The organism is Micromonospora sp. A202, from assembly GCF_006715105.1.
In the GTDB taxonomy this organism is placed as follows: Bacteria; Actinomycetota; Actinomycetes; order Mycobacteriales; family Micromonosporaceae; genus Micromonospora; species Micromonospora zamorensis.
Window position 1 is genome coordinate 4,653,031 of sequence record NZ_VFMP01000001.1, and the last position, 23,367, is coordinate 4,676,397.

The window sequence follows — 23,367 nt, forward strand, 5'->3', positions numbered from 1 at the left end:
CCCTCGACGGGGGCCCTTCCTTCTTATTCGCCGCGGCGGCGGCGGAGCGCTGCGAGCGCCTCGGCCAGCAGCGCCTCGCCTTCCTCGGCGGTACGCCGCTCCTTCACGTACGCCAGATGGCTCTTGTACGGCTCGGCGCGGACCCGGCCGGGCGGGTTCTGCGCGTCCCGCCCGGCGGGCAGGCCGCAGCGGGGGCAGTCCCACAAGGCCGGCGCCTCGGCGTCCGCGGCGATCCGGATGTCGATCCGGTGGTCGTTGCGGCACCAGTAGGTGACGTCCTGTCGGGGGGCGGGTTGGTGCCGCTCGTCGGGGCGCATGGGTGCGGACCCGACTCGGGCGCCGCGGATGACGTTGCCACTCGGCACGGCTGCTCGCTCCTGTCGTCGGAAGGGACCCGCCGTCCTTTTCTCAGGATGGGCGGCGGGCGACGCGGTGCAGCGGAGAAAAGCCTGCGCGCGGCCCGTCGAGTGACGGACCGCGCGCAGATTGTACGACTTGACGAGCCTGCTCAGGCGCCGCTGTTCATCTGGAGGCGGAGCCAGAGCCCGAGCCCAACGATGGCGGCGAACCAGACGACGCTCACCAGGACGGTGTAACGGTCCAGGTTTTTCTCCGCGACCGAAGAGCCTGCGAGGCTGGAGCTGACGCCACCGCCGAACATGCTCGACAGACCGCCGCCCTTGCCGCGGTGCAGCAGGATCAGCAGGGTGAGCAGAATGCTCGTGATGACCAGCAACACGATCAACGTGTATGCGAACCAGATCGGCATGGCTGGGGTCAGTTCCTCTCGTAGCGATCCTCGCCCGGTCTGATCGGGCACGGTGGCACCGACCGGTGGACGGGCGGTGTCAAGGATACCGAGCGATCAGCGAGCGAGGTGCTCCGGGAAGCGGCAGATCTGAGCGAATTCCTCCGCGTCCAGGCTGGCACCCCCCACCAGGCCCCCGTCCACGTCCGGCTGGGCCATGATCGAGGCGACGTTTGACGCCTTGACCGAGCCGCCGTAGAGGACCCGGACCTGGTTCGCTGTGTCCTGGTCGAAGCGCTCCGCCAGTCGCTGGCGGACCGCCCCGCAGACCTCCTGGGCGTCCTCCGGCGTCGCGGTCTTGCCCGTGCCGATCGCCCAGACCGGCTCGTACGCGATCACGACCTGGCGCACCTGCTCGGGGGTGAGCCCGGCGAGGCCCCCGTCGAGCTGGTCGGAGCAGTGCGCCACGTGGGTGCCCTGCTCGCGCACGTCCAGCCCCTCCCCCACGCAGAGGATCGGGGTCAGGCCGTGCGTCAGCGCCGCCTTCACCTTGGCGTTGACCAGCGTGTCGTCCTCGTGGTGGTAGGCCCGCCGCTCGGAGTGCCCGACCACCACGTACGTGCAGCCGAGCTTGGCCAGCAGCGGACCGGAGATGTCCCCGGTGTACGCGCCGGACGCGTGCGGCGACAGGTCCTGCCCGCCGTAGCCGATCAGCAGCTTGTCGCCGTCCACCGCGGTCTGCACGGTACGCAGGTCGGTGAAGGGCGGCAGGACGACCGTCTCGACGGCGGTGAGCTGCTTCTCGGTGAGGCTGGCCGCCAGCTTCTGCACCAGCAGGTTGGCCTCGAGGTGGTTGAGGTTCATCTTCCAGTTGCCGGCCATCAACGGCCGGCGGGTGGTGCTCGACATTCAGTTCTCCAGGGCCGCGATGCCGGGGAGGGTCTTGCCCTCGAGGTATTCCAGGGAGGCGCCGCCACCCGTGGAGATGTGCCCAAAGGACGACTCGTCCAGCCCCAGGGCACGGACCGCCGCCGCCGAGTCACCGCCACCGACGACGCTGAACGCGTCGGCCTTGGTGATCGCCTCGGCGATGCCCCGGGTGCCCGCCGCGAAGGCCGGCATCTCGAACACGCCCATCGGGCCGTTCCAGAAGATCGTCTTCGCCTGGGACAGTGCGGCGCTGAAACCGGCGACCGTCTCCGGGCCGACGTCCAGCCCGAGCCGGTGGCTCGGGATGCCGTCGACACGGACCGTGTCGTGCGCGGCGTCCGGGGCGAACGCGTCCGCCACCACCACGTCGACCGGCAGCATGATCTTGCCGCCGGACCGCTCCAGCAGGTTGCGGCAGGTGTCGACCATGTCCTTCTCCAGCAGCGAGGTGCCCACCTCCAGGCCCTGGGCCTTGAGGAAGGTGAAGCACATCCCGCCACCGATGAGCAGCCGGTCGACGGTGGGCAGCAGCGCCTCGATCACGGCGAGCTTGTCGGACACCTTCGACCCACCGAGCACCACCACGTACGGCCGCTCGGGGTCACCGGTGAGCTTGGAGAGCACCTCGACCTCACGCAGCACCAGTCGGCCCGCCACGTGCGGCAGCCGGGCCGGCACGTCGAAGACGCTGGCGTGCTTGCGGTGCACCGCGCCGAACGCGTCGTCCACGTACGCGTCGCCGAACGCGGCGAGCTGGTCGGCGAACGCGCCCCGCTCGGCCTCGTCCTTGCTGGTCTCACCCGCGTTGAACCGCAGGTTCTCCAGGAGGGCGACCTGACCGTCGGCCAGGTCGGCGACGGTGGAACGGGCGGAATCGCCGACGGTGTCGGTGGCGAAGTGCACCGGGGCGCCGAGCAGCTCACCGAGCCGCCCGGCGACCGGGCCCAGGCTGAACTGCGGGTCCGGCGCGCCCTTCGGGCGGCCCAGGTGCGAGCATACGACCACCTTCGCGCCGGCCTCGACCAGCGCGCCGAGGGTCGGCAGCACCGCGCGGATCCGGCCATCATCAGTGATCGCACCGGTCTGCTTGTCGAGCGGGACGTTCAGGTCGGCGCGCACCAGCACGCGCCGACCCGAAACCCCCTCGGCGAGCAGGTCGTCGAGGGTCCGGATGCTCACAGCGAGCTACCGACCAACTTGACCAGGTCGACGAGCCGGTTGGAGTAACCCCACTCGTTGTCGTACCAGCCGACGACCTTCACCTGGTTGCCGACGACCTTGGTCAGCGGCGCGTCGAAGACGCACGACGCCGGGTCGGTGACGATGTCGCTGGAGACGATCGGGTCCTCGTTGTAGACCAGGATGCCCTTGAGCGGGCCGTCCGCAGCGGCCTTCAGCGCGGCGTTGACCTCGTCCACGGTGGTCTCGCGACCCACGTTGACGGTGAGGTCGGTGACCGAGCCGGTCGGGATCGGCACCCGCAGGGCGTACCCGTCGAGCTTGCCCTTGAGGTCCGGCAGGACCAGACCGATCGCCTTGGCGGCGCCGGTGGAGGTCGGGACGATGTTCAGCGCGGCGGCCCGGGCACGACGCAGATCCGAGTGCGGCGCGTCCTGGAGGTTCTGGTCCTGGGTGTACGCGTGGATCGTCGTCATCAGACCGTGCTGGATGCCGAACGTGTCGTGCAGGACCTTCGCCATCGGGGCGAGGCAGTTGGTGGTGCACGAAGCGTTGGAGATGATGGTGTGCTTCGCCGGGTCGTAGGTGTCGTGGTTGACACCCATGACGACGGTGACGTCCTCGTTCTTCGCCGGGGCGGAGATGATGACCTTCTTGGCCCCGCCGTCGACGTGCGCCTTGGCCTTGGTGGCGTCGGTGAAGAAGCCGGTGGACTCGATGACGACGTCGACGTTCAGATCGCCCCACGGCAGCTTCGACGGGTCCTTCTCGGCGTACGCCTTGATGGTCTTGCCACCGACGGTGATCTCGTCGGCGGTGGCCTTGACCTCGTAGGGAAGGCGACCCAGAATGCTGTCGTACTTGAGCAGGTGGGCAAGCGTCGCGTTGTCGGTAAGGTCGTTCACCGCCACGACCTCGATGTCGGCGTCAGACGCCAGCACTGCCCGGAAGAAGTTACGGCCGATTCGGCCAAAGCCGTTGATGCCAACCCGGATGGTCACAGGTTCCAGCTCCTCGCGTTCTGGTCCGCCGGCTTCAGACAACGGGCCGGCGGAGTGGTGTGCGCCGACCGTTGGAGCCGGCCGTTGACGGTTCTTCTCGGCCACCCCGCCGCGGTCTGAGGACCTGACCGCCCGAGGCGGTGCGCACGACGAGGAGTGCCTGTGTCGGCCCCCTTGCCGTACGCAGCGACCCTATCCGAGCGTGCGAGACCCCGCTGCGCCGGGTAGTGCCCCGGGCGCACCGTGCGGCCCCACCGTCCTATCAGACCACGAGCATGTCGGGCGTGACGGCTGCTTCCGTATCCGGGATGCCGAGGTCCCGGGCCCGCTTGTCGGCCAACGCCAGGAGCCGGCGGATCCGCCCGGCGATGGCGTCCTTGGTCAGCGGAGGGTCGGCCAGCGCGCCCAACTCCTCCAGCGAGGCCTGCCGGTGCTCCAGGCGCAGCCGCCCGGCGTCGGTCAGGTGGTTGGGCGCCTCGTCGGCGAGGATCTCCAGCGCACGGGTGACCCGGGCGGCGGCGGCGACCGCCGCGCGCGCCGAGCGACGCAGGTTGGCGTCGTCGAAGTTGGCCAGCCGGTTGGCGGTGGCCCGCACCTCGCGGCGCACCCGACGCTCCTCCCAGGCCAGCACGCTGGAGTGCGCCCCGATCCGGGTGAGCAGCGCGGCGATGGCGTCGCCGTCCTTGACCACCACCCGGTCCACCCCGCGTACCTCACGGTTCTTGGCGGTGATGCCGATCCGGCGGGCCGCGCCGACCAGCGCCAGCGCCGACTCCGGCCCCGGGCAGGTGATCTCCAGGGCGCTGGAGCGGCCGGGCTCGGTGAGCGAGCCGTGCGCCATGAACGCGCCCCGCCAGGCGGAGACCGCGCAGCAGACGTTCGCCGCCACCACGTGCGGGGGCAGCCCGCGCACCGGACGACCCCGCACGTCGAGCAGGCCGGTCTGCCGGGCGAGAGCCTCGCCGTCCTTGACCACGCGCACGATGAAGTGGCTGCCCTTGCGCAGCCCACCGGAGGCCAGCACGTGGATCTCGCTCGGGTACCCGTAGACCTCCGCGATCTCCCGGCGCAGCCGTCGGGCCACCGCCCCGGTGTCCAGTTCAGCCTCCACCACCACGCGGCCGGAGACGATGTGCAGCCCGCCGGCGAAGCGCAGCAGTGCGGCCATCTCCGCCCGCCGACAGCAGGGCTTGGGCACGTCGACCCGACTCAGCTCGTCCTTGACCGCGGCCGTCATCGCCATTGTGCGTCCCCTCACGGACCGGTTCCGGCGTGTCGCCGGAGATTACGTACGTGTCTAACGATCGGCACCCAGGACAGGCACCAGTGCGGCGCCCAGGGCAGCCGGATCATGGCGGGGAGTGCCACCGGTGACGGCGACAGGGGCGAGGACCAGGCGGGCACCCAGCGATTCTGCCGCACGTTCGACCGGTTCGGGGTCACCCACCGCCTTGGCGTCGGCGAGCACGAGATCCACCTTGAGCTCGGGCAGGTACCAGTGCAGCGCCGCGAGATGATCGGCGACGGAGAGCCCGAGGGTTTCCTTCTCGGCCGCGAGGTTCAACGTGACCAACCGCCGGGCCGAGGTGGACACGATAGCGTCGGCCAACTGCGGCACCAGCAGGTGCGGGAGAACGCTGGTGTACCAGCTGCCTGGCCCGAAGATCAACCAGTCCGCCGCCCTGATCGCCTCGATCACCTCGGCGCAGGCCGGCGGGGCGGACGGGGTGAGGCGCAGCGACTCGACCCGCCCGGTGGTGACCGCCACCTGGTGCTGGCCGCGCACGGTGCGTACCTCGTCGGGGGCGGCCGGGTCGACACCTCGGACCTGCGCCTCGATGCCGACCGGCTGACGGGACATCGGCAGCACCCGGCCGACAGTGCCCAGCATCGCGCCGGCGTGCTCCAGCGCGGCCACCGGGTCGCCCAGCATCTCCATGAGGCCGCAGAGCACGAGGTTGCCCACCGCGTGCCCGGCCAGCCCGTCGGCGCGGGCGCTCGCCCGCTCAGCGCCGGGGACGGTCGCGCCGGGACCGTCGGCGCCCCGGTCGTCTGGGCCCTGGCTGTTTGCGCCCTGGTCGCGCGGGTCGGGGTTGCGGCGGTCGGTCGCCGCCGGGGCCGGGTCGGCTTCGCCGAGCGGGGGTACGCCGGCCGGCACGGCGGCGAAGCGGTGCTGGAACAGCCCGGCGCTGCGCCGGGTCGCCGGGTGATCCCCGGCCAGCGCCACCAGCGCCTGACGCAGATCACCCGGGGGCAGACCGCCCCGCTCAGCTCGCAACCGGCCACTGGAACCCCCGTCGTCACCCACGGTGACCACAGCGGTGATGTCGAGGTCGAGTTCGGGGGCGCAGTGACGCAGCGCGCGCAGCGAGGCGGACAGCCCGTGCCCGCCGCCGAACGCCACCACCCGCCGGGCCGTCATTCCCGCCCCAGATCGCGGTGCTGGGCGTTGGCCGCCAACCCGGAGTGGCGCAACCGCCCGGCCAGCTCCTCGGCGATGGCCACGCTGCGGTGCTTGCCGCCGGTACAGCCCACGGCGACCGTGAGGTAGCGCTTACCCTCCCGCTCGAAGCCGGCGGTGGTGGCGTTGACCAGGTCGGCGTACGAGGCGACGAAGGCGTCCGCACCCTCCTGACCCAGCACGTACGCGCTGACCGCCTCCTCCCGACCGGTGTGCTCGCGCAGCTCCGGCACCCAGTACGGATTGGGCAGGAAGCGGGCGTCCAGCACGAAGTCGGCGTCCGGCGGCAGACCGTACTTGAAGCCGAACGACAGCACGGTGACCCGCAGCCGGCGGGCGTCCTCGCCGCCGAACAGCTCCTCGATGCGCCGACGGAGCTGGTTGACGTTCAGGTGGCTGGTGTCGACGATCACGTCGGCCTGGTCGCGCGCCTCCTCCAGCAGACCGCGCTCCACGGCGATGCCGTCGGCCAGCCGTCCGTCGCCCTGAAGCGGATGCGACCGGCGCACGCTCTCGAACCGTCGGATCAACACCTCGTCGTCGGCGTCGACGAAGACCACCCGGGGCGAGAACCCACGGTCCTTGAGCTCACGGATCGCCCCGGCCAGGTCCGTGGAGAAGGCCCGGGACCGCACGTCCAGCACCATGGCGGTGCGCCGAGCGGCCCCGCCCGCCTTGAACGCCAGCTCGGCCATGTCCAGCATCAGTGCCTGCGGGAGGTTGTCGACCACGTAGTAGCCGACGTTCTCCAACGCCCTGGCAACCGTGCTGCGGCCACCGCCGGAGAGGCCGGTGACGACCACGAGTGTGGTCTCCGACTCGGCCGTCACCTGCCCGTCGACCGCCGCCGGGTCGTCGATCCGGTCACCGGTTGTCCGCGCCTCGCTCACCCGTACCCCCAAGCCGTGGCGCCGCGGCCTCCGTTGGCCGCGATTGGTCAATCAGCGACTCTATCCCGCCACCGGCGCAAGCCCGCGCACCCGCCACGGGTCGTGGGGTGAACACCCTTCGCTCGGGTGCGCCGGGTCGGCGGTGTCGGGGTGGGCTCGTAGACTCCGCGGATGGCTTCCCCCACCGACCTGCGTACCGAGGACGCGCTGCCGGTGCTGCGCCGGGTGTTCGGCTACGACGCCTTCCGCGGTTTCCAGCAGGACGTGATCGATCACGTGGTCGCCGGCGGCGACGCGCTGGTGCTGATGCCCACCGGTGGTGGCAAGTCGCTGTGCTACCAGATCCCGGCCCTGGTCCGCGACGGCGTCGCGGTCGTCGTCTCCCCACTGATCGCCCTCATGCAGGACCAGGTGGACGCGCTCACCGCCGTCGGCGTCCGCGCCGGGTTCCTCAATTCGACCCAGACCCTCGACGCCCGACGTCGGGTCGAGGCGGCCTTCGTCGCCGGCGAGCTGGACCTGCTCTACCTCGCCCCGGAGGCGCTCGGCGTCCGGTCCACCCTCGCCCTGCTGGACCGGGGGCGCATCTCCCTGTTCGCGATCGACGAGGCGCACTGCGTGTCCCAGTGGGGGCACGACTTCCGCCCCGACTACCTGGCGCTGTCGATGCTGCACGAGCGGTGGCCAGAGGTGCCGCGGATCGCGTTGACCGCCACCGCGACCAGCGCCACCCGCACCGAGATCGCCACCCGACTCAACCTCGACGACGCCCGGCACTTCGTGGCGAGCTTCGACCGGCCCAACATTCAGTACCGGATCGTGCCCAAACGGGAGCCGCGCAAGCAACTGCTGACGCTGCTGCGCGACGAGCACCCCGGCGACGCCGGCATCGTCTACTGCCTCTCCCGTGCCTCGGTCGACAAGACCGCCGAGTTCCTCGTCGCCAACGGGGTCGCCGCACTGCCGTACCACGCGGGTCTGGACGCGGCCACCCGCGCCGCCAACCAGCAGCGCTTCCTGCGGGAGGACGGTCTGGTGATGGTGGCCACGATCGCCTTCGGCATGGGCATCGACAAGCCCGACGTGCGGTTCGTCGCCCACCTCGACCTGCCCAAGTCCGTCGAGGGCTACTACCAGGAGACCGGCCGCGCCGGGCGGGACGGCCTGCCGTCCACCGCCTGGCTCGCGTACGGGCTGCAGGACGTGGTCCAGCAACGCAAGATGATCGAGACGTCCGACGGCGACCTTGCCCACCGCCGCAACCTCGCCGCGCACCTGGACGCGATGCTCGCCCTCTGCGAGACGGTGCGCTGCCGGCGGGTCCAGCTGCTCGAATACTTCGGCGAGACGTCCACGGCCGTCTGCGGCAACTGCGACACCTGCCTCACCCCACCGGAAACCTGGGACGGCACTGTCGCCGCCCAGAAGTTGCTCTCCGCGGTCTTCCGTCTCGACCGTGAGCGCAACCAGCGGTTCGGCGCGGGGCACTGCATCGACATCCTGCTCGGCAAGCAGAACGACAAGATCAGCCAGCACGGTCACGACTCGCTGACCGTCTTCGGCATCGGCTCCGAGCTGAGCGAGGCGGAGTGGCGGGGCGTCGTCCGGCAACTGCTCGCCGAAGGGCTGCTCGCCGTCGAGGGTGACTACGGCACGCTCGCGCTGACCGATGCCAGTGCCGACGTCCTGGGTCGCCGCCGCACGGTCACGATGCGCCGCGAGCCGGAGAAGCCAGCTTCGAGCCGCTCGTCCAAGCCGCGCGGCTCGGCCACCGTCGTGGCCGAGCTGACCCCGGCCGCCGCGTCGCTCTTCGAGCGGCTGCGTGGCTGGCGGGCGACCACCGCCAAAGAGCAGGGCGTTCCGGCGTACGTCATCTTCCACGACGCCACTCTTCGACAGATCGCCAGTGACGCGCCGGGCTCGCTTGCCGAGCTGTCCGGCGTCAGCGGGGTCGGCGAGAACAAGCTCGCCAAGTACGGCGAGCAGATCCTGGCCGTCCTCGCCGAGGACTGAGGACATGCCGAAGGGCCGGGCCCCGTGGTGGGGTCCGGCCCTTCGCTTCGTGTCAGTCGTGGTCAGCTGGTGGCGTAGCCGCGGGTGGCGATCCAGTCGGCGAGGTGCTCGACGGTGACCTCGTAGGAGGCGGTGTTCGGGTCGGCGGAGTCGGCGATCTTCACGATCTGACCGTTGTCGCGGTAGCCGACGACGCTGATGTAGTGCCCGCCCTCGAACGAGTGGATACCACCGTCGGTGTCAGTGGTGGTGCCGGCGATGTTGGCGACCACGGCCCGGCCGTCGTCAACGGTCTTGACGATGTCGGCGCGCAGCTTGTCGGTCTGCTTGGCGTCAGCATCCGGGCTGCTGATCTCCACGGACCGGTAGGCGTCGTTCTTGCCGGTCTCCTTGTTCAGCACCGGGGTGATGTCGTTGATCGAGTTGGTGCCGGCCACGTAACAGGCCCCATCCGGCGCCGACGAGGCCACTACGAGCGCGATCATGCGTGCCGTGCGACTGACCCCGAGACCGCGCGGCGCGGCGTCAGGTGTTGGGGGTCGCCTCCGCGCTGTCGTCGGTCTTCGTGTCCTTGTCGAGGGCGGCCAGGATCGCCTCGGCGGTGCGTCGACCCACCCCGGGCACCTCGGTGATCTCCTCGACCGTTGCGGCAGAGAGCCGCTTGAGTGAGCCGAAATGCCGCAACAACGCCTTGCGCCGCACCTCGCCGAGGCCGGGGACGTGGTCGAGTGCCGACTCGGTCATCCGCTTCGAGCGGCGCTGCCGGTGGAAGGTGATGGCGAACCGGTGGGCCTCGTCGCGGATGCGTTGCAGCAGGTAGAGACCCTCCGAGGTGCGCGGCAGGATGACCGGGAACTCGTCGTCGGGGAGCCAGACCTCCTCCAGCCGCTTGGCCAGGCCGCACAACGCCACGTCGTCGATGCCCAGGTCGGCAAGGGCCTGTGCGGCCGCCGCGACCTGCGGAGCACCGCCGTCGACGACCACCAACTGCGGCGGGTACGCGAACTTCCGCGGCCGGCCGGTGGTCGGATCGATGAGCACACCGATCTGCGGCTCGGCCGCGTCTTCCGGGGTGATCGGGTCGTCGGCCGACTCGACGCCCACCTCGCCCGTCTCCGCCCGCGCGTCCAGGTAGCGGGCGAAGCGACGGCGCAGCACCTCAGACATCGCGGAAAGGTCGTCGGTGGCGCCACGGACGATGAACCGTCGGTATTCGCTCTTGCGGGGCAACCCGTCCTCGAAGACCACCATGCTGGCCACCACGTCGGTGCCCTGAATCTGGGAGATGTCGAAGCACTCGATGCGCAACGGCGAGGTGCGCATGTCCAGTGCTTCGCTGATCTCGTCCAGTGCCTTGCCCCGGGTGGTGAGGTCACCGGATCGCTTCAGCTTGTGCCGGGCCAGCGCGTCCTTGGCGTTGCGCTCGACCGTTTCCATCAGTGAGCGCTTGTCGCCGCGCTGCGGCACCCGCAGCGACACCCGGCTGCCCCGGTGGTTGGAGAGCCATTCCGCCAGCGCGTCGGCGTCGGCGGGCAGCTCGGGCACCAGCAGTTCCCGGGGCACGTCGGCCTCGCCGTGCTCGCCGCCGTACACCTGGGTGCAGAAGTGGTGCACCAGGTCGCCGGTGGTCAGGTCCTCGGTCTTCTCCACCACCCAGCCGCGCTGCCCCCGGACCCGGCCGTCGCGGACGTGGAAGACCTGCACGGCCGCCTCGAGCGGGTCGTCGGCGAACGCGACCACGTCGGCGTCGGTGCCATCGCCCAACACCACGGTCTGCTTCTCCATGGCGCGGCGCAGCGCGGCCACGTCGTCGCGCAGTTTGGCGGCCCGCTCGAACTCAAGCTGCTCGCTCGCCTCGGTCATCTCGCGCTCGATCTTGCGGACCATGGTGTCGGTGCGCCCGGCCATGAAGTCGCAGAACCCGTCCACGATCGCGCGGTGTTCGTCGGCGGAGACGGTGCCGACGCACGGCGCCGAGCACTTGCCGATGTAGCCGAGCAGGCAGGGACGACCGACCTGGCCGGCGCGTTTGAACACGCCGGCGGAGCACGTCCGGGCGGGGAACACCCGCAGCAGCAGGTCGAGGGTCTCCCGGATGGCCCAGGCGTGCGAGTACGGACCGAAGTAGCGCACCCCCTTGCGCTTGGCACCACGCATCACCTGGAGCCGTGGGTATTCCTCGTTGAGGGTCACGGCCAGATAGGGGTACGACTTGTCGTCGCGGTAGCGGACGTTGAACCGGGGGTCGTACTGCTTGATCCAGGTGAACTCCTGCTGGAGCGCCTCGACCTCGGTGCCGACGGTGATCCAGTCCACCGACTCGGCGGTGGTGACCATCTGCCGCGTGCGCTCGTGCAGGTTCCAGACATCGCCGAAATAGGAGTTGAGCCGGCTGCGCAGGTTTCTCGCCTTGCCGACGTAGATCACCCGGCCGGTGCCGTCGCGAAAGCGGTAGACCCCTGGTAGCTCCGGGATGGTGCCGGGTGCGGGGCGGTAGGTCGAGGGGTCAGCCACGTCAGCAAGCCTAGTCCGCAGCACCGACAGCCCAACTCAAGCTCTAGATCGACTCGGCTTCCGGGAAGTCGGGGTGTCGAAGGATCGCGGACACCCCGACTTTCCGAAACGCGAGTCGATCAGGCCGGCCGGACACGCCTGGCCGGGTGCGGTCGCCGCCCCCGGACGGTCAGGCGAGCGAGATCTGGTCGCCGGTGACCTTGATGTTCTTCGGCGGCAGCGGCTTGGTGGCCGGGCCGGCCTTCACCGAGCCGTCCTCGATCGAGAACTTGCTGCCGTGGCAGGTGCAGTTGATGGTGCCGCCGTCGACGTTCGTGACCGGGCAGTTCTGGTGGGTGCAGATCGGGTCGAATCCCTTGAACTGGCCGGCGCTCGGCTGGGTGATGACCACGCCCTCGGCGGCGAGGACCTTGCCGCCACCGACCGGGATGTCGGCGGTGGTGGCCAGCGACTGGGAGCCCTGCCGGTCGCCGCCGCCAGCGTCACCGGTGCTGGGGACGGCGGGGCCGCCACTGGTGGGGGTGTCGCTGCCGCTGCCGTCGTCGCTGCCGCAGGCAGCCAGGACGACGGCCGCGCCGACCGCCCCGACACCGGTGAGCAGGGTACGACGTGTCTGCGTACCCGGACCGGTCAGCGCCTGATCGTCACTCATGCCTCGCCTCTCTCTAGCCCGCCGCGCCGGTCCGAAAGCCGGTCACACTTCTCCACACGGGCAACTGTGCCGGATGGTTCACCGCAGCATCTGTCCGACCCAGGAAATGGGACGGGGCGGGCTCCGGACCGGCTCGCCCGCGCCGCGATGGACGCGCACGAACCCGATCGGACCCGCCCCGCAGCCGCCACACCAAACCCAGCCGGACCTGCCCTCGGGAAGTCGAGGTCAGCGGGCGCTGGCCGCCACCTTTCGGCTGGTCCGCGCCTTGGTCACACCGTTGGCCTTGGCCGCCCGCGTGGTGGCGGCGGCCGCGCCCTTGGCCTTGCCGTCGAGCTTGAGCACCTGGCGCAGGAACTCGCCGGTGTGGCTCTCGGCCACCTCGGCGACCTCCTCGGGGGTGCCGGTGGCGAGCACGGTGCCGCCCCGGTGACCCCCCTCCGGACCCATGTCGATGAGCCAGTCGGCCGTCTTGATCACGTCGAGGTTGTGCTCGATGGTGATCACCGTGTTGCCCTTGTCGACCAGACCCTCCAGCACCATCAGCAGCTTGCGGATGTCCTCGAAGTGCAGACCGGTGGTCGGCTCGTCGAGCACGTAGACCGTCCGCCCGGTGGAGCGCTTCTGCAGCTCGGACGCGAGCTTGACCCGCTGCGCCTCACCGCCGGAAAGGGTGGGCGCGGGCTGACCGAGGCGTACGTAGCCCAGGCCGACGTCGACCAGGGTCTTGAGGTGCCGGTGGATGGCCGGGATGGCGGAGAAGAACTCGGCGGCCTCCTCGATCGGCATCTCCAGCACGTCCGAGACGGTCTTGCCCTTGTAGTGCACTTCCAGGGTCTCCCGGTTGTACCGGGCGCCCTTGCAGACCTCGCAGGGGACGTACACGTCAGGCAGGAAGTTCATCTCGATCTTGATCGTGCCGTCACCGGAGCACGCCTCGCAGCGCCCACCCTTGACGTTGAAGGAGAACCGACCCGGGCCGTACCCCCGAACCTTCGCCTCGGTGGTCTCGGCGAAGAGCTTGCGGACGTGGTCCCAGACCCCGGTGTAGGTGGCCGGGTTGGAGCGCGGCGTACGGCCGATCGGCGACTGGTCCACGCCGACGACCTTGTCCACGTGCTCCAGACCGGAGACCCGGGTGTGCCGGCCGGGCACCAGTCGGGCGCCGTTGATCTGGTTGGCCAGCACGGCGTACAGGATGTCGTTGACCAGCGTCGACTTGCCCGAGCCACTGACCCCGGTGACCGCGATGAGCTGGCCCAGCGGGAACGAGACGGTCAAGTTGCGCAGGTTGTGCTCGCGCGCGCCGTGCACCACCAGCTCCCGTGCCGCATCCTGCGGGCGGCGCGTCGACGGCGTCGGGATGGAGCGACGCCCGGACAGGTATGCCCCGGTGATCGACTCCTTGTTCTTCAGCAGTGCCGGCACCGAGCCGCTGTGCACGATCTTGCCGCCGTGCTCACCGGCGCCGGGCCCGATGTCGACGATCCAGTCGGCGGTGCGGATGGTGTCCTCGTCGTGCTCCACCACGATCAGCGTGTTGCCCAGCCCGCGCAGCCGGATCAGGGTCTCGATCAGGCGGTGGTTGTCACGCTGGTGCAGCCCGATCGACGGCTCGTCGAGCACGTAGAGCACGCCCACCAGGCCGGAGCCGATCTGGGTGGCCAGCCGGATGCGCTGTGCCTCGCCGCCGGACAGCGTGCCGGCCGGCCGGTCCAGGGAGAGGTAGTCCAGACCGACGTCGAGCAGGAACCGCAGCCGGGCGTTGATCTCCTTGAGGACCCGCTCGGCGATCATCTTCTGCCGGTCGGTCAGCTCGATGCCGGCGAGCAGGTCGGCGCACTCCCCCACGGACAGGTTGCAGACCTCGGCGATGCTCTTGCCGGCCAGGGTGACCGCGAGCACCTCGGGCTTGAGCCGGGCGCCGCCGCACGCCGCACACGGCACGTCGCGCATGTAGCCCTCGTACTTGTCGCGGGACCACTCGGACTCCGTGTCGGAGTGCCGGCGCTCGATCCACTGCACCACGCCCTCGAAGCCGGTGTAGTAGGAGCGCTCGCGGCCGTACTTGTTGCGGTAGCGCACGTGCACCTGGTCGTCGGAGCCGTGCAGGATCGTCTTCTGCGCCCGCGCCGGCAACGCCCGCCACGGGGTGTCGACGTCGAAGTGCTGGGCCTCGCCGAGAGCCTCCAGCAGGCGCAGGAAGTATTCCAGGTTGTGCCCGGTGGACCAGGGCTGGATGGCGCCCTCGCGCAGGCAGCGCTCCGGGTCGGGGACCAGCAGCTCCGGGTCGACCTCCTTCTTGGTGCCCAGGCCGGTGCACTCCGGGCAGGCGCCGTACGGGGCGTTGAAGGAGAAGACCCGGGGCTCGAGATCCTCGATGGCCAGCGGGTGGTCGTTGGGGCAGGCCAGGTGCTCGGAGTAGCGGCGCTCCCGGTCCGGGTCGTCCTCGGGGAGGTCGACGAAGTCGAGCAGCACCAGGCCACTGGACAGGCCCAGGGCGGCCTCGACCGAGTCGGTCAGCCGCTGCTTGGCGCTGGGCTTGACGGTGAGCCGGTCGATCACCACCTCGATGGTGTGCTTCTCCTGCTTCTTGAGCTTCGGCGGCTCGGTCAGCGGGTGCACCACGCCGTCGACGCGGGCCCGGGCGTAGCCCTTGGCCTGCAGCTCGGCGAAGAGGTCGACGTACTCGCCCTTGCGGCCGCGGATGACCGGCGCGAGCACCATGAACTTGGTGCCCTCGGCCATCGCGAGGACCCGGTCGACGATCTGCTGAGGGCTCTGCCGGGAGATCCGCTCACCGCAGACCGGGCAGTGCGGCTCACCGATGCGGGCGTAGAGCAGCCGCAGGTAGTCGTAGACCTCGGTGATGGTGCCGACGGTCGAGCGCGGGTTGCGCGAGGTCGACTTCTGGTCGATCGAGACGGCGGGGCTCAGACCCTCGATGAAGTCGACGTCTGGCTTGTCCATCTGGCCGAGGAACTGCCGGGCGTACGACGAGAGCGACTCGACGTAGCGGCGCTGCCCCTCGGCGAAGATCGTGTCGAAGGCCAGGCTCGACTTGCCCGACCCGGACAGCCCGGTGAACACGATGAGTGCGTCCCGGGGCAGGTCGAGACTGACGTCACGCAGGTTGTGCTCGCGCGCGCCACGGATGATCAGTCGGTCGGCCACAGTGCGTGTACTCCCGGGAGAAGACGAAGCGAAGGATCTGTCCCGCTCTGGGTGATTGTGAGCGGTCGTGCGGGCGCGGAAAACACGCCTCGGCAACTCTAGCCCCGAGGTATGACACTTTCCCCCGCCCGCACATTCCCCCAGCTCAGCCCGGTCGGCCGCACCGCGTCAAGGTCCAAGATCGCGCCGGGTGGCAGGTCCGCCAGCGCAGAGCCACAAGCCTCGGCCGCCCGGAGCCACAAGCCTTCGACCGCGCAGAACGCCGGCCGCTGGTCAGTAGCCCCCGGGCGACGGCGGCCGGGCCGTCCGTCGTCGAGCCGACCGCCATCCGCCGCGCCGCTCCGCCGCCACCCGCGCCTCCCGCCGTCGGCTCTCGTGGGCAACCTCGCCCTGGAGTCGCCGCCAGCTCTCCCACCGACGGGTGGAGAGCTCCCCGGTGTGCAGCGCGTCGCGGACCGCGCAGGCGGGCTCGCCGTCGTGCCCGCAGTCGGCGTACCGGCAGCCCTCGGCCAGCCCGGCGATGTCGGCGAACGCCCGGTCGAGCCCGGCCGCGCCGTCCAGCAGGCCGACCGCCCGCACACCGGGGGTGTCGATCACCGCGCCCCCGCCGGGGATCGGTACGAGGGCCCGCCAGGTGGTGGTGTGCCGACCCTTGCCGTCGACGCGGCGGATCGCCTGTGTCGGCATCACCACGGTGCCGGCGAGGGCGTTGACCAGGCTGGACTTGCCGGCACCGGAGGGCCCGAGCAGGCCGAGCGTGCGGCCGGGCGTCACCTCGGCGCGCAGCGGGTCCAGCCCGATGCCATGCTCGGCGCTGACCGGCAGCACCGGCACTCCGGGCGCGATCGCGGCGAGTTGGCGGGCCAGCGCGGCCGGGTCCGCCGCGAGGTCGGCCTTCGTCAGCACCACCAGCGGTCGGGCTCCGGACTCGTGGGCCAGGGCGAGCAACCGTTCGATCCGGCCCACGTCCGGCTCGGGGTGTACGGGTTCCACCACGGCGGCCGCGTCGAGGTTGGCGGCCAGCACCTGGCCGCTGGCGTCCTTGCCAGCGGTACGCCGGATCAGCGCGCCCCGGCGGGGCAGCACGGCCTCCACTGTGACGCGGCGGTCCGGCCAGTGGGTGAGCAGGACCCAGTCCCCGGCGCAGGGCAGCGCGGACGGGTCCCGGGCGGCGGCGGCGAGCACCGCCCCGCCCAGGCTGGCCCGGAGCGGGCCGGTCGCGGTGAGCACCGTGCAGACACCCCGGTCCACCCGGGCCACCCGACCCGGGTGGTGCTCGCCGCGTCGTTCGGCGTACGCCGCCCGCTCGGCGTCCCAGCCGAGGGCGGTCAGATCGATCGTCATGGCATCCTCATCGGTGTCGAAGCTGGTGATGGCGGAACACGCGTGCCACGTCCGGCATGATCAACCACCTCCGTCCGATGTCCCGGTGCCGCGTCTGCCGCTGACGGTAGGTCGCGCGCCGACGCGCCGAAAGCGATTTCCCCGGCGACGTCTTGACGGCGGACCGCTAGGGTCGACGGGTGACCACGGACCCGCTGCTGCTGATGGGCGAGGTGGACGCGGCCACCAGCCGACTTCTGCGTACCGCCGCTTCTTTCGACGCCGCCGACCTGGCGGCCCCGTCGCTACTCCCGGGCTGGACGCGCGGCCATGTGCTGGCGCACGTGGCTCGCAACGCCGATGGTTTCGTCAACCTGCTCACCGCGGCCCGCACCGGGCAGGCGCTGGCGATGTACTCGTCGTTGGCGGCCCGCACCGCGGACATCGACGCCGGCTCGGGCCGCCCGCCCGCCGAGCATCTGGACGACCTTCGCCGCACCGCCGACCTGTTCGCCGAGGCGGTCGAGGCGATGCCCGGCGAGGCGTGGGCGGCGACGGTGCAGGCGCGTAAGGGCCCGTGGCCGGCCGCGCTGCTCGTCTGGGGTCGGCTGCGGGAGATCGAGGTGCACCACCTCGACCTGGCCGCCGACTACCGGCCCGCCGACTGGTCGGAGACGTTCGCACACCGACTGCTGCGCGAGGCTGCCAGACATCACGCCATGGGGCCGACACCACCGTCGATGGTGCTACGCCTGGACGGGAGCGAGCACGACGTGGTGCTCGGCGACCGGGACGGCGCCCCGATCGTCACCGGTCCTGTTTTCGACCTCGCCGCCTGGCTGATCGGCCGCGCCGACGGCGAACCGCTCTCCGTCACGCCCGACGGTCCCCTGCCTACTCCACCGGAATGGATCTAGAAACGTCATGACATACAGCGGAGACGTCACGCACGGCGGCGCGCCGGCGGTACGGGAGCTGGACGGGCTCACCATCAGCAAGTTGTCGGTGGGCCCGATGGACAACAACGCCTACCTGCTGCGCTGCACGGGCACCGGTGACCAGGTGCTGATCGACGCCGCCAACGAGGCGCCCCGGCTGCTGGAGCTGATCGGCGACGGTGGCCTCACCGCCGTGGTGACGACCCACCAGCACATGGATCACTGGGTGGCGCTGGAGGAGGTGGTCGCCAAGACCGGCGCCCGGGCGCTGGTGCACGCCGACGACGCCGCCGGGCTGCCGATCGAGGCGGAGCGTCTGGCCGAGGGCGACACCGTGGCGGTGGGTGACTGCGCGCTGGAGGTCATCCACATCAAGGGGCACACTCCGGGGTCGATCGCGTTGCTCTACCGCGATCCGGCCGGCACCCCGCACCTCTTCACCGGGGACAGCCTTTTCCCAGGTGGCGTGGGCAACACCGACAAGGACCCGGAGCGCTTCGCCGCGCTGATCGACGACGTCGAGCACAAGCTGTTCGACCAACTGCCGGACGACACGTGGTTCTACCCCGGCCACGGCAACGACAGCACCCTGGGAGCCGAACGCCCAGCCCTCCCCCAGTGGAAAGCAAGAGGCTGGTAACAGCCAAACAGAAGACCCATCGTCGACCAGGAACCACCAAGATCGATAACCCCCCGACGGCGGCGGAACGCCCACACGAGCCGAAGCCACAACGGGGGCGGGCCTGCCGTGCCCGGCGCAGGGATCAAGCCTGACCGCCCGGAGCCGGGCACGGCAGGCCCCGCCCCCACACCGCAACCACAGCCTCAGCCAGTCACAGCGAACAACCGCCGCCGAGCCCCCAGCAGCACGACGGAAGCCAACACCACCCCGACCCCCATGGTGACCAGCAGCGGGCTGGGGTCCCCCGGGAGCAGCCCGGCCAGCGACCGCGACGCGGTGCCCAGCGCGAGGTAGAGACCGGCCCAGGCGGTCGCGCCGATCGCGGCGCAACCGAGGAATCGACCGTACGACATGCGCAGCCCACCGGCGGCCAGCGGAAGCAGCGCGTTGAACACGGGCAGGAACGGCGCGACGACCATCATCCGACCGCCACCGCGACGCAGGATGCCCTCCGCCGCCGTCCAGCGCGCCTCGCCGATCCAGCCGCCGATCCGGCTGTGCCGCAGTTGCTCGGCGTAGCGGCGGCCGACGAGGAAGCTCAGCGACCAGCCGGCCAGGCAGCCGACCAGGACCGCGGCGAACGTGGCCAGCCCGGTGGTCGGGCGTCCCACCCCGACGGCGGCCAGGATCGCCACGTCGCCGGGGATCAGGACACCGAGCAGGGGTACGGCGTCGAAGAGCATGACGAGCCCGAGCGCACCCATCAGCAGCAGAACGGGCAGTTCACCGATCTGTGCCAGCCATTGCGTCATGCCTCGTACGCTATGGCCGCGGCACCACTTCGGACATCCGGTTACAGCCCCCAGGCACCCCTGGTATCGGTCTCGGGGTCGCCCCTGAGCCGGCGTCCGCACTCAGGCGGGTCGCAGCACCTGCACCCGGCGTAGCGACGAGTCGACCGACGGTTCGGTGGTGGGCACCGGATAGTCGGCCAGCACGGTCAGGCGGTCCGTCGGCAGGTGGCCCCGACCCGGGTCTCCGACCAGCACATCGGCGCCCGCAGCGGCGGCTCGCTGGAGGAACGGCAGCATCCGGTCGGCCATCTCGCGGTCGTAGAAGACGTCGCCGGCGACCACCAGGTCGGCTTTCGGGTCGGCGCTGTCGAGCAGGTCGTCCCCAACGGCGTCGACGGCGACCCTGTTGACGCGCGCGTTGAGCGTGACGGCGGCGACGGCGTACGGGTCGATGTCGTTGGCGGTCACCTGCGTGGCGCCGGCCAGCGCGGCGGCGATGGCGACCAGTCCCGACCCGGCGGCGAGATCGAGCACCCGGCGGCCGGCGGCCAGCTCAGGGTGGTCCAGGAGGTGCCGGGCCAGTGCCTGGCCACCAGCCCAGGCGGACGCCCAGTACGGCGCGGGCAGGGCGTGCCCCGCAGCGGCTTCCATTCGGGCCCACCAGACGATCGCGTCCTCGGCCAGGTGCAACCGCACCTCGGGCACGAACGGGGTGGGGACCAACCGGAGCCGGTCCAGGCCGGCGCCGGGCGCGTCGATTTCGCGTTCCAGCTCGGTCAGCGCGTCGGCTGCGGCACCTGTCATCGGCGCAAGCATGCCCCAGCGGCGGGTGGTCGGGGTGGGTTTCACATGCCGCCGCGCAGAGTTCACCCGACTTCACACAAAGACCTACGGCACTTCGGCCAGCGGATCGGGGTTTTGCCCGTTACTGTCGAACAGGTACGGGCGATCATCGGCCAGAGGCCGAGGGTCAGCCGCTTTGAACAGGGAGAGATGCATGGCAACCGGCACGGTTAAGTGGTTCAACTCGGAAAAGGGCTTTGGCTTCATCGAGCAGGATGGCGGAGGGCCGGACGTGTTCGTCCACTACTCCGCGATCGCTTCGAGCGGCTACCGGGAGCTCAACGAGGGCCAGAAGGTCGAGTTCGAGGTGACCCAGGGGCAGAAGGGTCCGCAGGCGGACAACGTCCGCCCGATGTAGCTCCGTGCCGGTGACGGCGGCCGGTCTCCGGCCGCCGTCGCAGCGCACTCAAGACGCCGCCGGGGCGGCGGGCAGGTCCCGCCGCCTCCGGATTGGCCCGATCAACAGAATCAACGGGGTGAGCGCCAACCAGGCGGTCATCACGAATATTGCTGTCGCGACGCCGTAGCGCGCGCCGATCGCACCGGCCAGCAGGGCCGCCAGCGGGATCGTTCCGTAGTTGAGCAGATGCATGCTCACCGTCACCCTGCCCAGCAGGTGGTGCGGCGTGTAGGTCTGCCGGAAGGCACCCTTGACGACGTTGCCGATGGCCACGCCGAGGCCGATCAGCAGACCTCCGAGGGCTGGCCAGGCCAGCCCGATGCCGGGTGCGGCGAGCGGGATGAGCAGAGCCGGCGGGCCGGTGAACGCCGCCCCGATCAGCAGCGCCCGCGCGGTGCCGCAGCGCCGGCCCAGCGTGGTGGCGAGCAACGCCCCGATGACCCCTCCGGCGCTCATCACGGCGATCAGGACGCCCACCAGGCCCGGTTCGAGACGCAACTCACGGACCAGGAAGACCACCAGGACGGCCTGGTAGCCGGTCAGCCCGATGTTGCTGGCCGCGCCGAAGACCGTCAGCACCCGCAGGTACGGGTCTCGGGCGACGAAGCGCAGCCCCTCGGCGATGTCGCGGCGCAGTGAGCGGGACTGGTCCACTCGGCGAACGCGCGGTTCGACGGTGCGGATCCGCAGCAGGCACACCGCGGAGACCAGGAAGCTGATCGCGTCCAGCAGCAGAGCGGTGACCGCACCGATGAGCTGGGCGATCAGACCTGCGACGCCGGGGCCGACGACATAGCTCGCGGTCTGGGCGGCGTGCAGCTTCGCGTTGCCCTCCGGCAGTTGCTCGGGTCGCAGCAGCACGGGCAGGTACACCTGGTCGGCTGTCTCGAAGAAGACCCGGGCCACGCCGGCGCTGAGCGCCACCAGGAGCAGGTGCCAGACGGTGAGCCGGTCGAGTGCGGCGGCGAGCGGCACGCTGAGGAAGAGCAGCGCGCGGAACAGGTCGCACGCCACCATCACGGGTCGGCGGGCCAGCCGGTCCACCCACGCGCCGGCCGGCAGGCCGATCAACAGCCAGGGCAGCCAGGCCGCAGCGGTGAGCACCGCCACCTGGAAGGTGCCGGCGTCCAGGACGGCGACCGCCACCAGTGGAAGCGCGACAGTGGTGACGTTGCTGCCGATGCTGCTGACCGTCTGGCCGGTCCAGAGCAGCCGGAAGTCGCGGTGCCGCAGCAATCCGCCGGCCTGGCGGACGGGGGTCGGGTCGCTGCGGGTGGCGGCGGTCACGGTCGCGCCGGCACGCCGTGGACGAACACGAAGACCGGTCGGCGCTCGGCGTCGTCGTCGGGCAGGTCCCGGTTGGCCCAGCGCGAGAGGATGCCGATCATCTCGCGGCTCAGCTCGGCCAGTTCCTCGGGCGTGAGGCGCAGCCAGTGGTCCGTGGAGAACGCGGCGTCCTGCCAGGATGCCTGCTCGGCCTCGTCGGCGGCGTGCCATGCCCGGGCCAGTGCGACGTGCCGGTCGAGGTTGAGCGAGGTGGCGGCGTCGGCGACCGCCCGGGCGGCCGGGTCGGCGTCGAAGTCGGTGTTGGACCAGCGCAGCCCTCGGGTGACCAGCCGCCACCACCGTTCGCGCCGGTCGCGGGCCAACTCGGGGGCCTCGGTGACCAGGTCCGCGGCGGCGAGGACCTTGAGGTGGTGGCTGACGTTCGCCGGTGCCTGGTCGGTGCGTTCGGCGAGCAGACCGACAGTCGAGGGCCCGTGCACCTTGAGCACGTCCATCAGGCGGCGACGCAGCGGGTGGGCCATGGCGGCCAGCACCCGCGAGTCGGTGATCTGGCGTACGGCGGGGGTCTCCATACCGCCACGATGCCATCCGCAACAGCCGTTGCGCAATACCTATTGCCCAACGGCTGTTGCGGACTGGCACTGCGAAGAGGGGCGGCCCGGCGGCTACGGGCCGCCCCTCGCTCAGGCGACGAGCCGGCGGGCCAACTCGTCGGCGACCTGCTTGGCCATGGCGGGCGGGATCGCGGCGGCGATCTTCTCCGGCGTCAGCCCGGCCAGCACGCCGGCGATGATTGCCTGCTCGTCCCGATCCCCGGCCGGCCGGTCAGCCGCCGCGGCGATGACCGCGATGGGCGAGCCTGGCGCCGGGGCACCGACCACACCGGGCGTGCCGGGCGCCGACACGAGCCAGTTCCGCAGGTTCGACAGGTCGGCCAGAACATCGTCGACGGTGCGCTGCGGGCGGCCGGTGTCGCGCTGGATCTTGTCGGTGAGTTCCATCTCAGTCTCCTCCGTCAACGGTGGTGTGGCGATTAGGCCGATGGTGGTGAGGTAGCGGCGAAACAATGGCCGCTGGTCGCGGCCCGCCTTGATGGCGTCACGAAAGAAGCTGAAGTGGGTGTGCCAGCGGTGCGAGCTGTCGCCGCTGCTGCGTTTGCCGAGGCGGTCCCACCGCTTCACCGTGCTGCCGTCGAGGCTGTAGATGATCTCGCGGATGTCCCGGGTGTCGGCGGCGTTCGCGGCGCACTGGGCCACGCACCAGGCCGAGAAGCTGGCCAGGGTGTGCGTACGGCCACCGGAGCGGACCTCGAACTGGCCGACGTCCAGCGCTGCCGCGTCGAGGGTCAGGCCGTTCCGGTCCCGGGATGACTCGACCACCGAGTAGTCGTTCTTGACCACCCGGTCGGATCCGCAGTGGTAACCGCCGCGGTGGGCCGGGTCGCCGACGATGCCGACCTCCGCCGGATCCAGGTCGTCCGGGCCGGGGGCGTTGTCGAGGTGAGTGAGGAGCAGGCTTCGAAGGGCCAACAGATTAGCCGGGGCCCGGGTCATGGGGTCCCCCTCTCAAATGGGGCGGGGACCGGGCACGACGTCACA

21 protein-coding genes and 1 pseudogene are annotated in these 23,367 nt (G+C 70.9%); 4 read left to right on the forward strand and 18 right to left on the reverse strand.

The genetic code is table 11. The annotated features are described in order from the left end of the window. Positions 1 to 23: 23 nt before the first annotated feature. The 8 genes from FBZ33_RS21375 to rapZ form a co-directional block, all read right to left on the reverse strand. Positions 24 to 365 (reverse strand): RNA polymerase-binding protein RbpA, encoded by a 342-nt coding sequence (locus FBZ33_RS21375; protein ID WP_088949250.1) that lies wholly within the window; start codon positions 363 to 365, stop codon positions 24 to 26. Between the two features lie 143 nt (positions 366 to 508). Further along, on the reverse strand, positions 509 to 769 hold the full coding sequence (gene secG, locus FBZ33_RS21380) for a preprotein translocase subunit SecG (RefSeq protein WP_030337344.1): 261 nt from the start codon (positions 767 to 769) through the stop codon (positions 509 to 511). Positions 770 to 865: 96 nt separating this feature from the next. Further along, the gene (gene tpiA / locus FBZ33_RS21385) at positions 866 to 1,657 is read right to left on the reverse strand and encodes a triose-phosphate isomerase (RefSeq protein WP_141910436.1); all 792 of its coding nucleotides are present in this window, start codon (positions 1,655 to 1,657) and stop codon (positions 866 to 868) included. Continuing rightward, positions 1,658 to 2,857 carry a phosphoglycerate kinase gene (gene pgk / locus FBZ33_RS21390; RefSeq protein ID WP_088949252.1) on the reverse strand — a complete coding sequence of 400 codons (1,200 nt, stop codon included), beginning with the start codon at positions 2,855 to 2,857 and terminating at the stop codon, positions 1,658 to 1,660. Then, positions 2,854 to 3,858 carry a type I glyceraldehyde-3-phosphate dehydrogenase gene (gene gap / locus FBZ33_RS21395; RefSeq protein ID WP_141910437.1) on the reverse strand — a complete coding sequence of 335 codons (1,005 nt, stop codon included), beginning with the start codon at positions 3,856 to 3,858 and terminating at the stop codon, positions 2,854 to 2,856. The genes pgk and gap overlap by 4 nt, the downstream gene beginning before the upstream one ends. 262 nt (positions 3,859 to 4,120) lie before the next feature. Continuing rightward, the gene (whiA, locus tag FBZ33_RS21400) at positions 4,121 to 5,101 is read right to left on the reverse strand and encodes a DNA-binding protein WhiA (RefSeq protein WP_030337350.1); all 981 of its coding nucleotides are present in this window, start codon (positions 5,099 to 5,101) and stop codon (positions 4,121 to 4,123) included. A 54-nt stretch (positions 5,102 to 5,155) separates the two neighbouring features. Further along, positions 5,156 to 6,280, reverse strand: coding sequence for a 2-phospho-L-lactate transferase CofD family protein (locus FBZ33_RS21405; RefSeq protein ID WP_141910438.1), 1,125 nt, complete (start codon positions 6,278 to 6,280; stop codon positions 5,156 to 5,158). Further along, complete coding sequence (rapZ, locus tag FBZ33_RS21410; RefSeq protein WP_370453032.1) at positions 6,277 to 7,209, reverse strand: RNase adapter RapZ; 933 nt, start codon at positions 7,207 to 7,209, stop codon at positions 6,277 to 6,279. Before rapZ ends, FBZ33_RS21405 begins: the two co-directional genes overlap by 4 nt. 171 nt (positions 7,210 to 7,380) lie before the next feature. On the opposite strand from rapZ, the gene recQ reads away from it, so the two are divergent. Further along, positions 7,381 to 9,222 (forward strand): DNA helicase RecQ, encoded by a 1,842-nt coding sequence (recQ, locus tag FBZ33_RS21415; RefSeq protein ID WP_141910439.1) that lies wholly within the window; start codon positions 7,381 to 7,383, stop codon positions 9,220 to 9,222. A 62-nt stretch (positions 9,223 to 9,284) separates the two neighbouring features. On the opposite strand, the pseudogene FBZ33_RS21420 reads toward recQ, so the two are convergent. The 5 genes and pseudogenes from FBZ33_RS21420 to rsgA form a co-directional block, all read right to left on the reverse strand. Continuing rightward, positions 9,285 to 9,656, reverse strand: a pseudogene (locus tag FBZ33_RS21420) (C39 family peptidase); the annotation flags it as partial. Between the two features lie 91 nt (positions 9,657 to 9,747). Continuing rightward, complete coding sequence (gene uvrC / locus FBZ33_RS21425; protein ID WP_099855809.1) at positions 9,748 to 11,736, reverse strand: excinuclease ABC subunit UvrC; 1,989 nt, start codon at positions 11,734 to 11,736, stop codon at positions 9,748 to 9,750. Positions 11,737 to 11,905: 169 nt separating this feature from the next. Then, positions 11,906 to 12,388, reverse strand: a complete 483-nt coding sequence (locus FBZ33_RS21430) for a Rieske (2Fe-2S) protein (RefSeq protein ID WP_141910440.1) — start codon at positions 12,386 to 12,388, stop codon at positions 11,906 to 11,908. A gap of 228 nt (positions 12,389 to 12,616) precedes the next feature. Beyond that, positions 12,617 to 15,562, reverse strand: coding sequence for an excinuclease ABC subunit UvrA (gene uvrA, locus FBZ33_RS21435; RefSeq protein WP_141910441.1), 2,946 nt, complete (start codon positions 15,560 to 15,562; stop codon positions 12,617 to 12,619). A 273-nt stretch (positions 15,563 to 15,835) separates the two neighbouring features. Continuing rightward, positions 15,836 to 16,906 carry a ribosome small subunit-dependent GTPase A gene (gene rsgA, locus FBZ33_RS21440; RefSeq protein WP_141910442.1) on the reverse strand — a complete coding sequence of 357 codons (1,071 nt, stop codon included), beginning with the start codon at positions 16,904 to 16,906 and terminating at the stop codon, positions 15,836 to 15,838. A 179-nt stretch (positions 16,907 to 17,085) separates the two neighbouring features. Here rsgA and FBZ33_RS21445 point away from each other — a divergent pair, with 179 nt between their 5' ends. Together FBZ33_RS21445 and FBZ33_RS21450 are read left to right on the forward strand one after the other, a co-directional pair. After that, positions 17,086 to 17,802 (forward strand): maleylpyruvate isomerase family mycothiol-dependent enzyme, encoded by a 717-nt coding sequence (locus tag FBZ33_RS21445; RefSeq protein WP_141910443.1) that lies wholly within the window; start codon positions 17,086 to 17,088, stop codon positions 17,800 to 17,802. Between the two features lie 7 nt (positions 17,803 to 17,809). Continuing rightward, positions 17,810 to 18,463, forward strand: coding sequence for an MBL fold metallo-hydrolase (locus tag FBZ33_RS21450; protein ID WP_141910444.1), 654 nt, complete (start codon positions 17,810 to 17,812; stop codon positions 18,461 to 18,463). 185 nt (positions 18,464 to 18,648) lie between these two features. Here the strand turns inward: FBZ33_RS21450 and FBZ33_RS21455 are convergent, their stop codons facing one another. Both FBZ33_RS21455 and FBZ33_RS21460 read right to left on the reverse strand, forming a co-directional pair. Further along, on the reverse strand, positions 18,649 to 19,257 hold the full coding sequence (locus tag FBZ33_RS21455) for a DedA family protein (protein WP_099855820.1): 609 nt from the start codon (positions 19,255 to 19,257) through the stop codon (positions 18,649 to 18,651). 102 nt (positions 19,258 to 19,359) lie between these two features. Then, positions 19,360 to 20,043, reverse strand: a complete 684-nt coding sequence (locus FBZ33_RS21460) for a methyltransferase (RefSeq protein WP_370453033.1) — start codon at positions 20,041 to 20,043, stop codon at positions 19,360 to 19,362. A gap of 193 nt (positions 20,044 to 20,236) precedes the next feature. On the opposite strand from FBZ33_RS21460, the gene FBZ33_RS21465 reads away from it, so the two are divergent. Continuing rightward, complete coding sequence (locus FBZ33_RS21465) at positions 20,237 to 20,440, forward strand: cold-shock protein (protein ID WP_007462771.1); 204 nt, start codon at positions 20,237 to 20,239, stop codon at positions 20,438 to 20,440. A 48-nt stretch (positions 20,441 to 20,488) separates the two neighbouring features. On the opposite strand, the gene FBZ33_RS21470 is transcribed toward FBZ33_RS21465, so the two are convergent. The 3 genes from FBZ33_RS21470 to FBZ33_RS21480 form a co-directional block, all read right to left on the reverse strand. After that, positions 20,489 to 21,769 carry an MFS transporter gene (locus FBZ33_RS21470; protein ID WP_141910445.1) on the reverse strand — a complete coding sequence of 427 codons (1,281 nt, stop codon included), beginning with the start codon at positions 21,767 to 21,769 and terminating at the stop codon, positions 20,489 to 20,491. Continuing rightward, positions 21,766 to 22,341: a helix-turn-helix transcriptional regulator gene (locus FBZ33_RS21475; RefSeq protein ID WP_141910446.1), complete on the reverse strand. Its 576-nt coding sequence runs from the start codon at positions 22,339 to 22,341 to the stop codon at positions 21,766 to 21,768. Before FBZ33_RS21475 ends, FBZ33_RS21470 begins: the two co-directional genes overlap by 4 nt. Positions 22,342 to 22,452: 111 nt before the next feature. Beyond that, complete coding sequence (locus FBZ33_RS21480; protein WP_141910447.1) at positions 22,453 to 23,322, reverse strand: hypothetical protein; 870 nt, start codon at positions 23,320 to 23,322, stop codon at positions 22,453 to 22,455. Between the last annotated feature and the right edge of the window lie 45 nt (positions 23,323 to 23,367).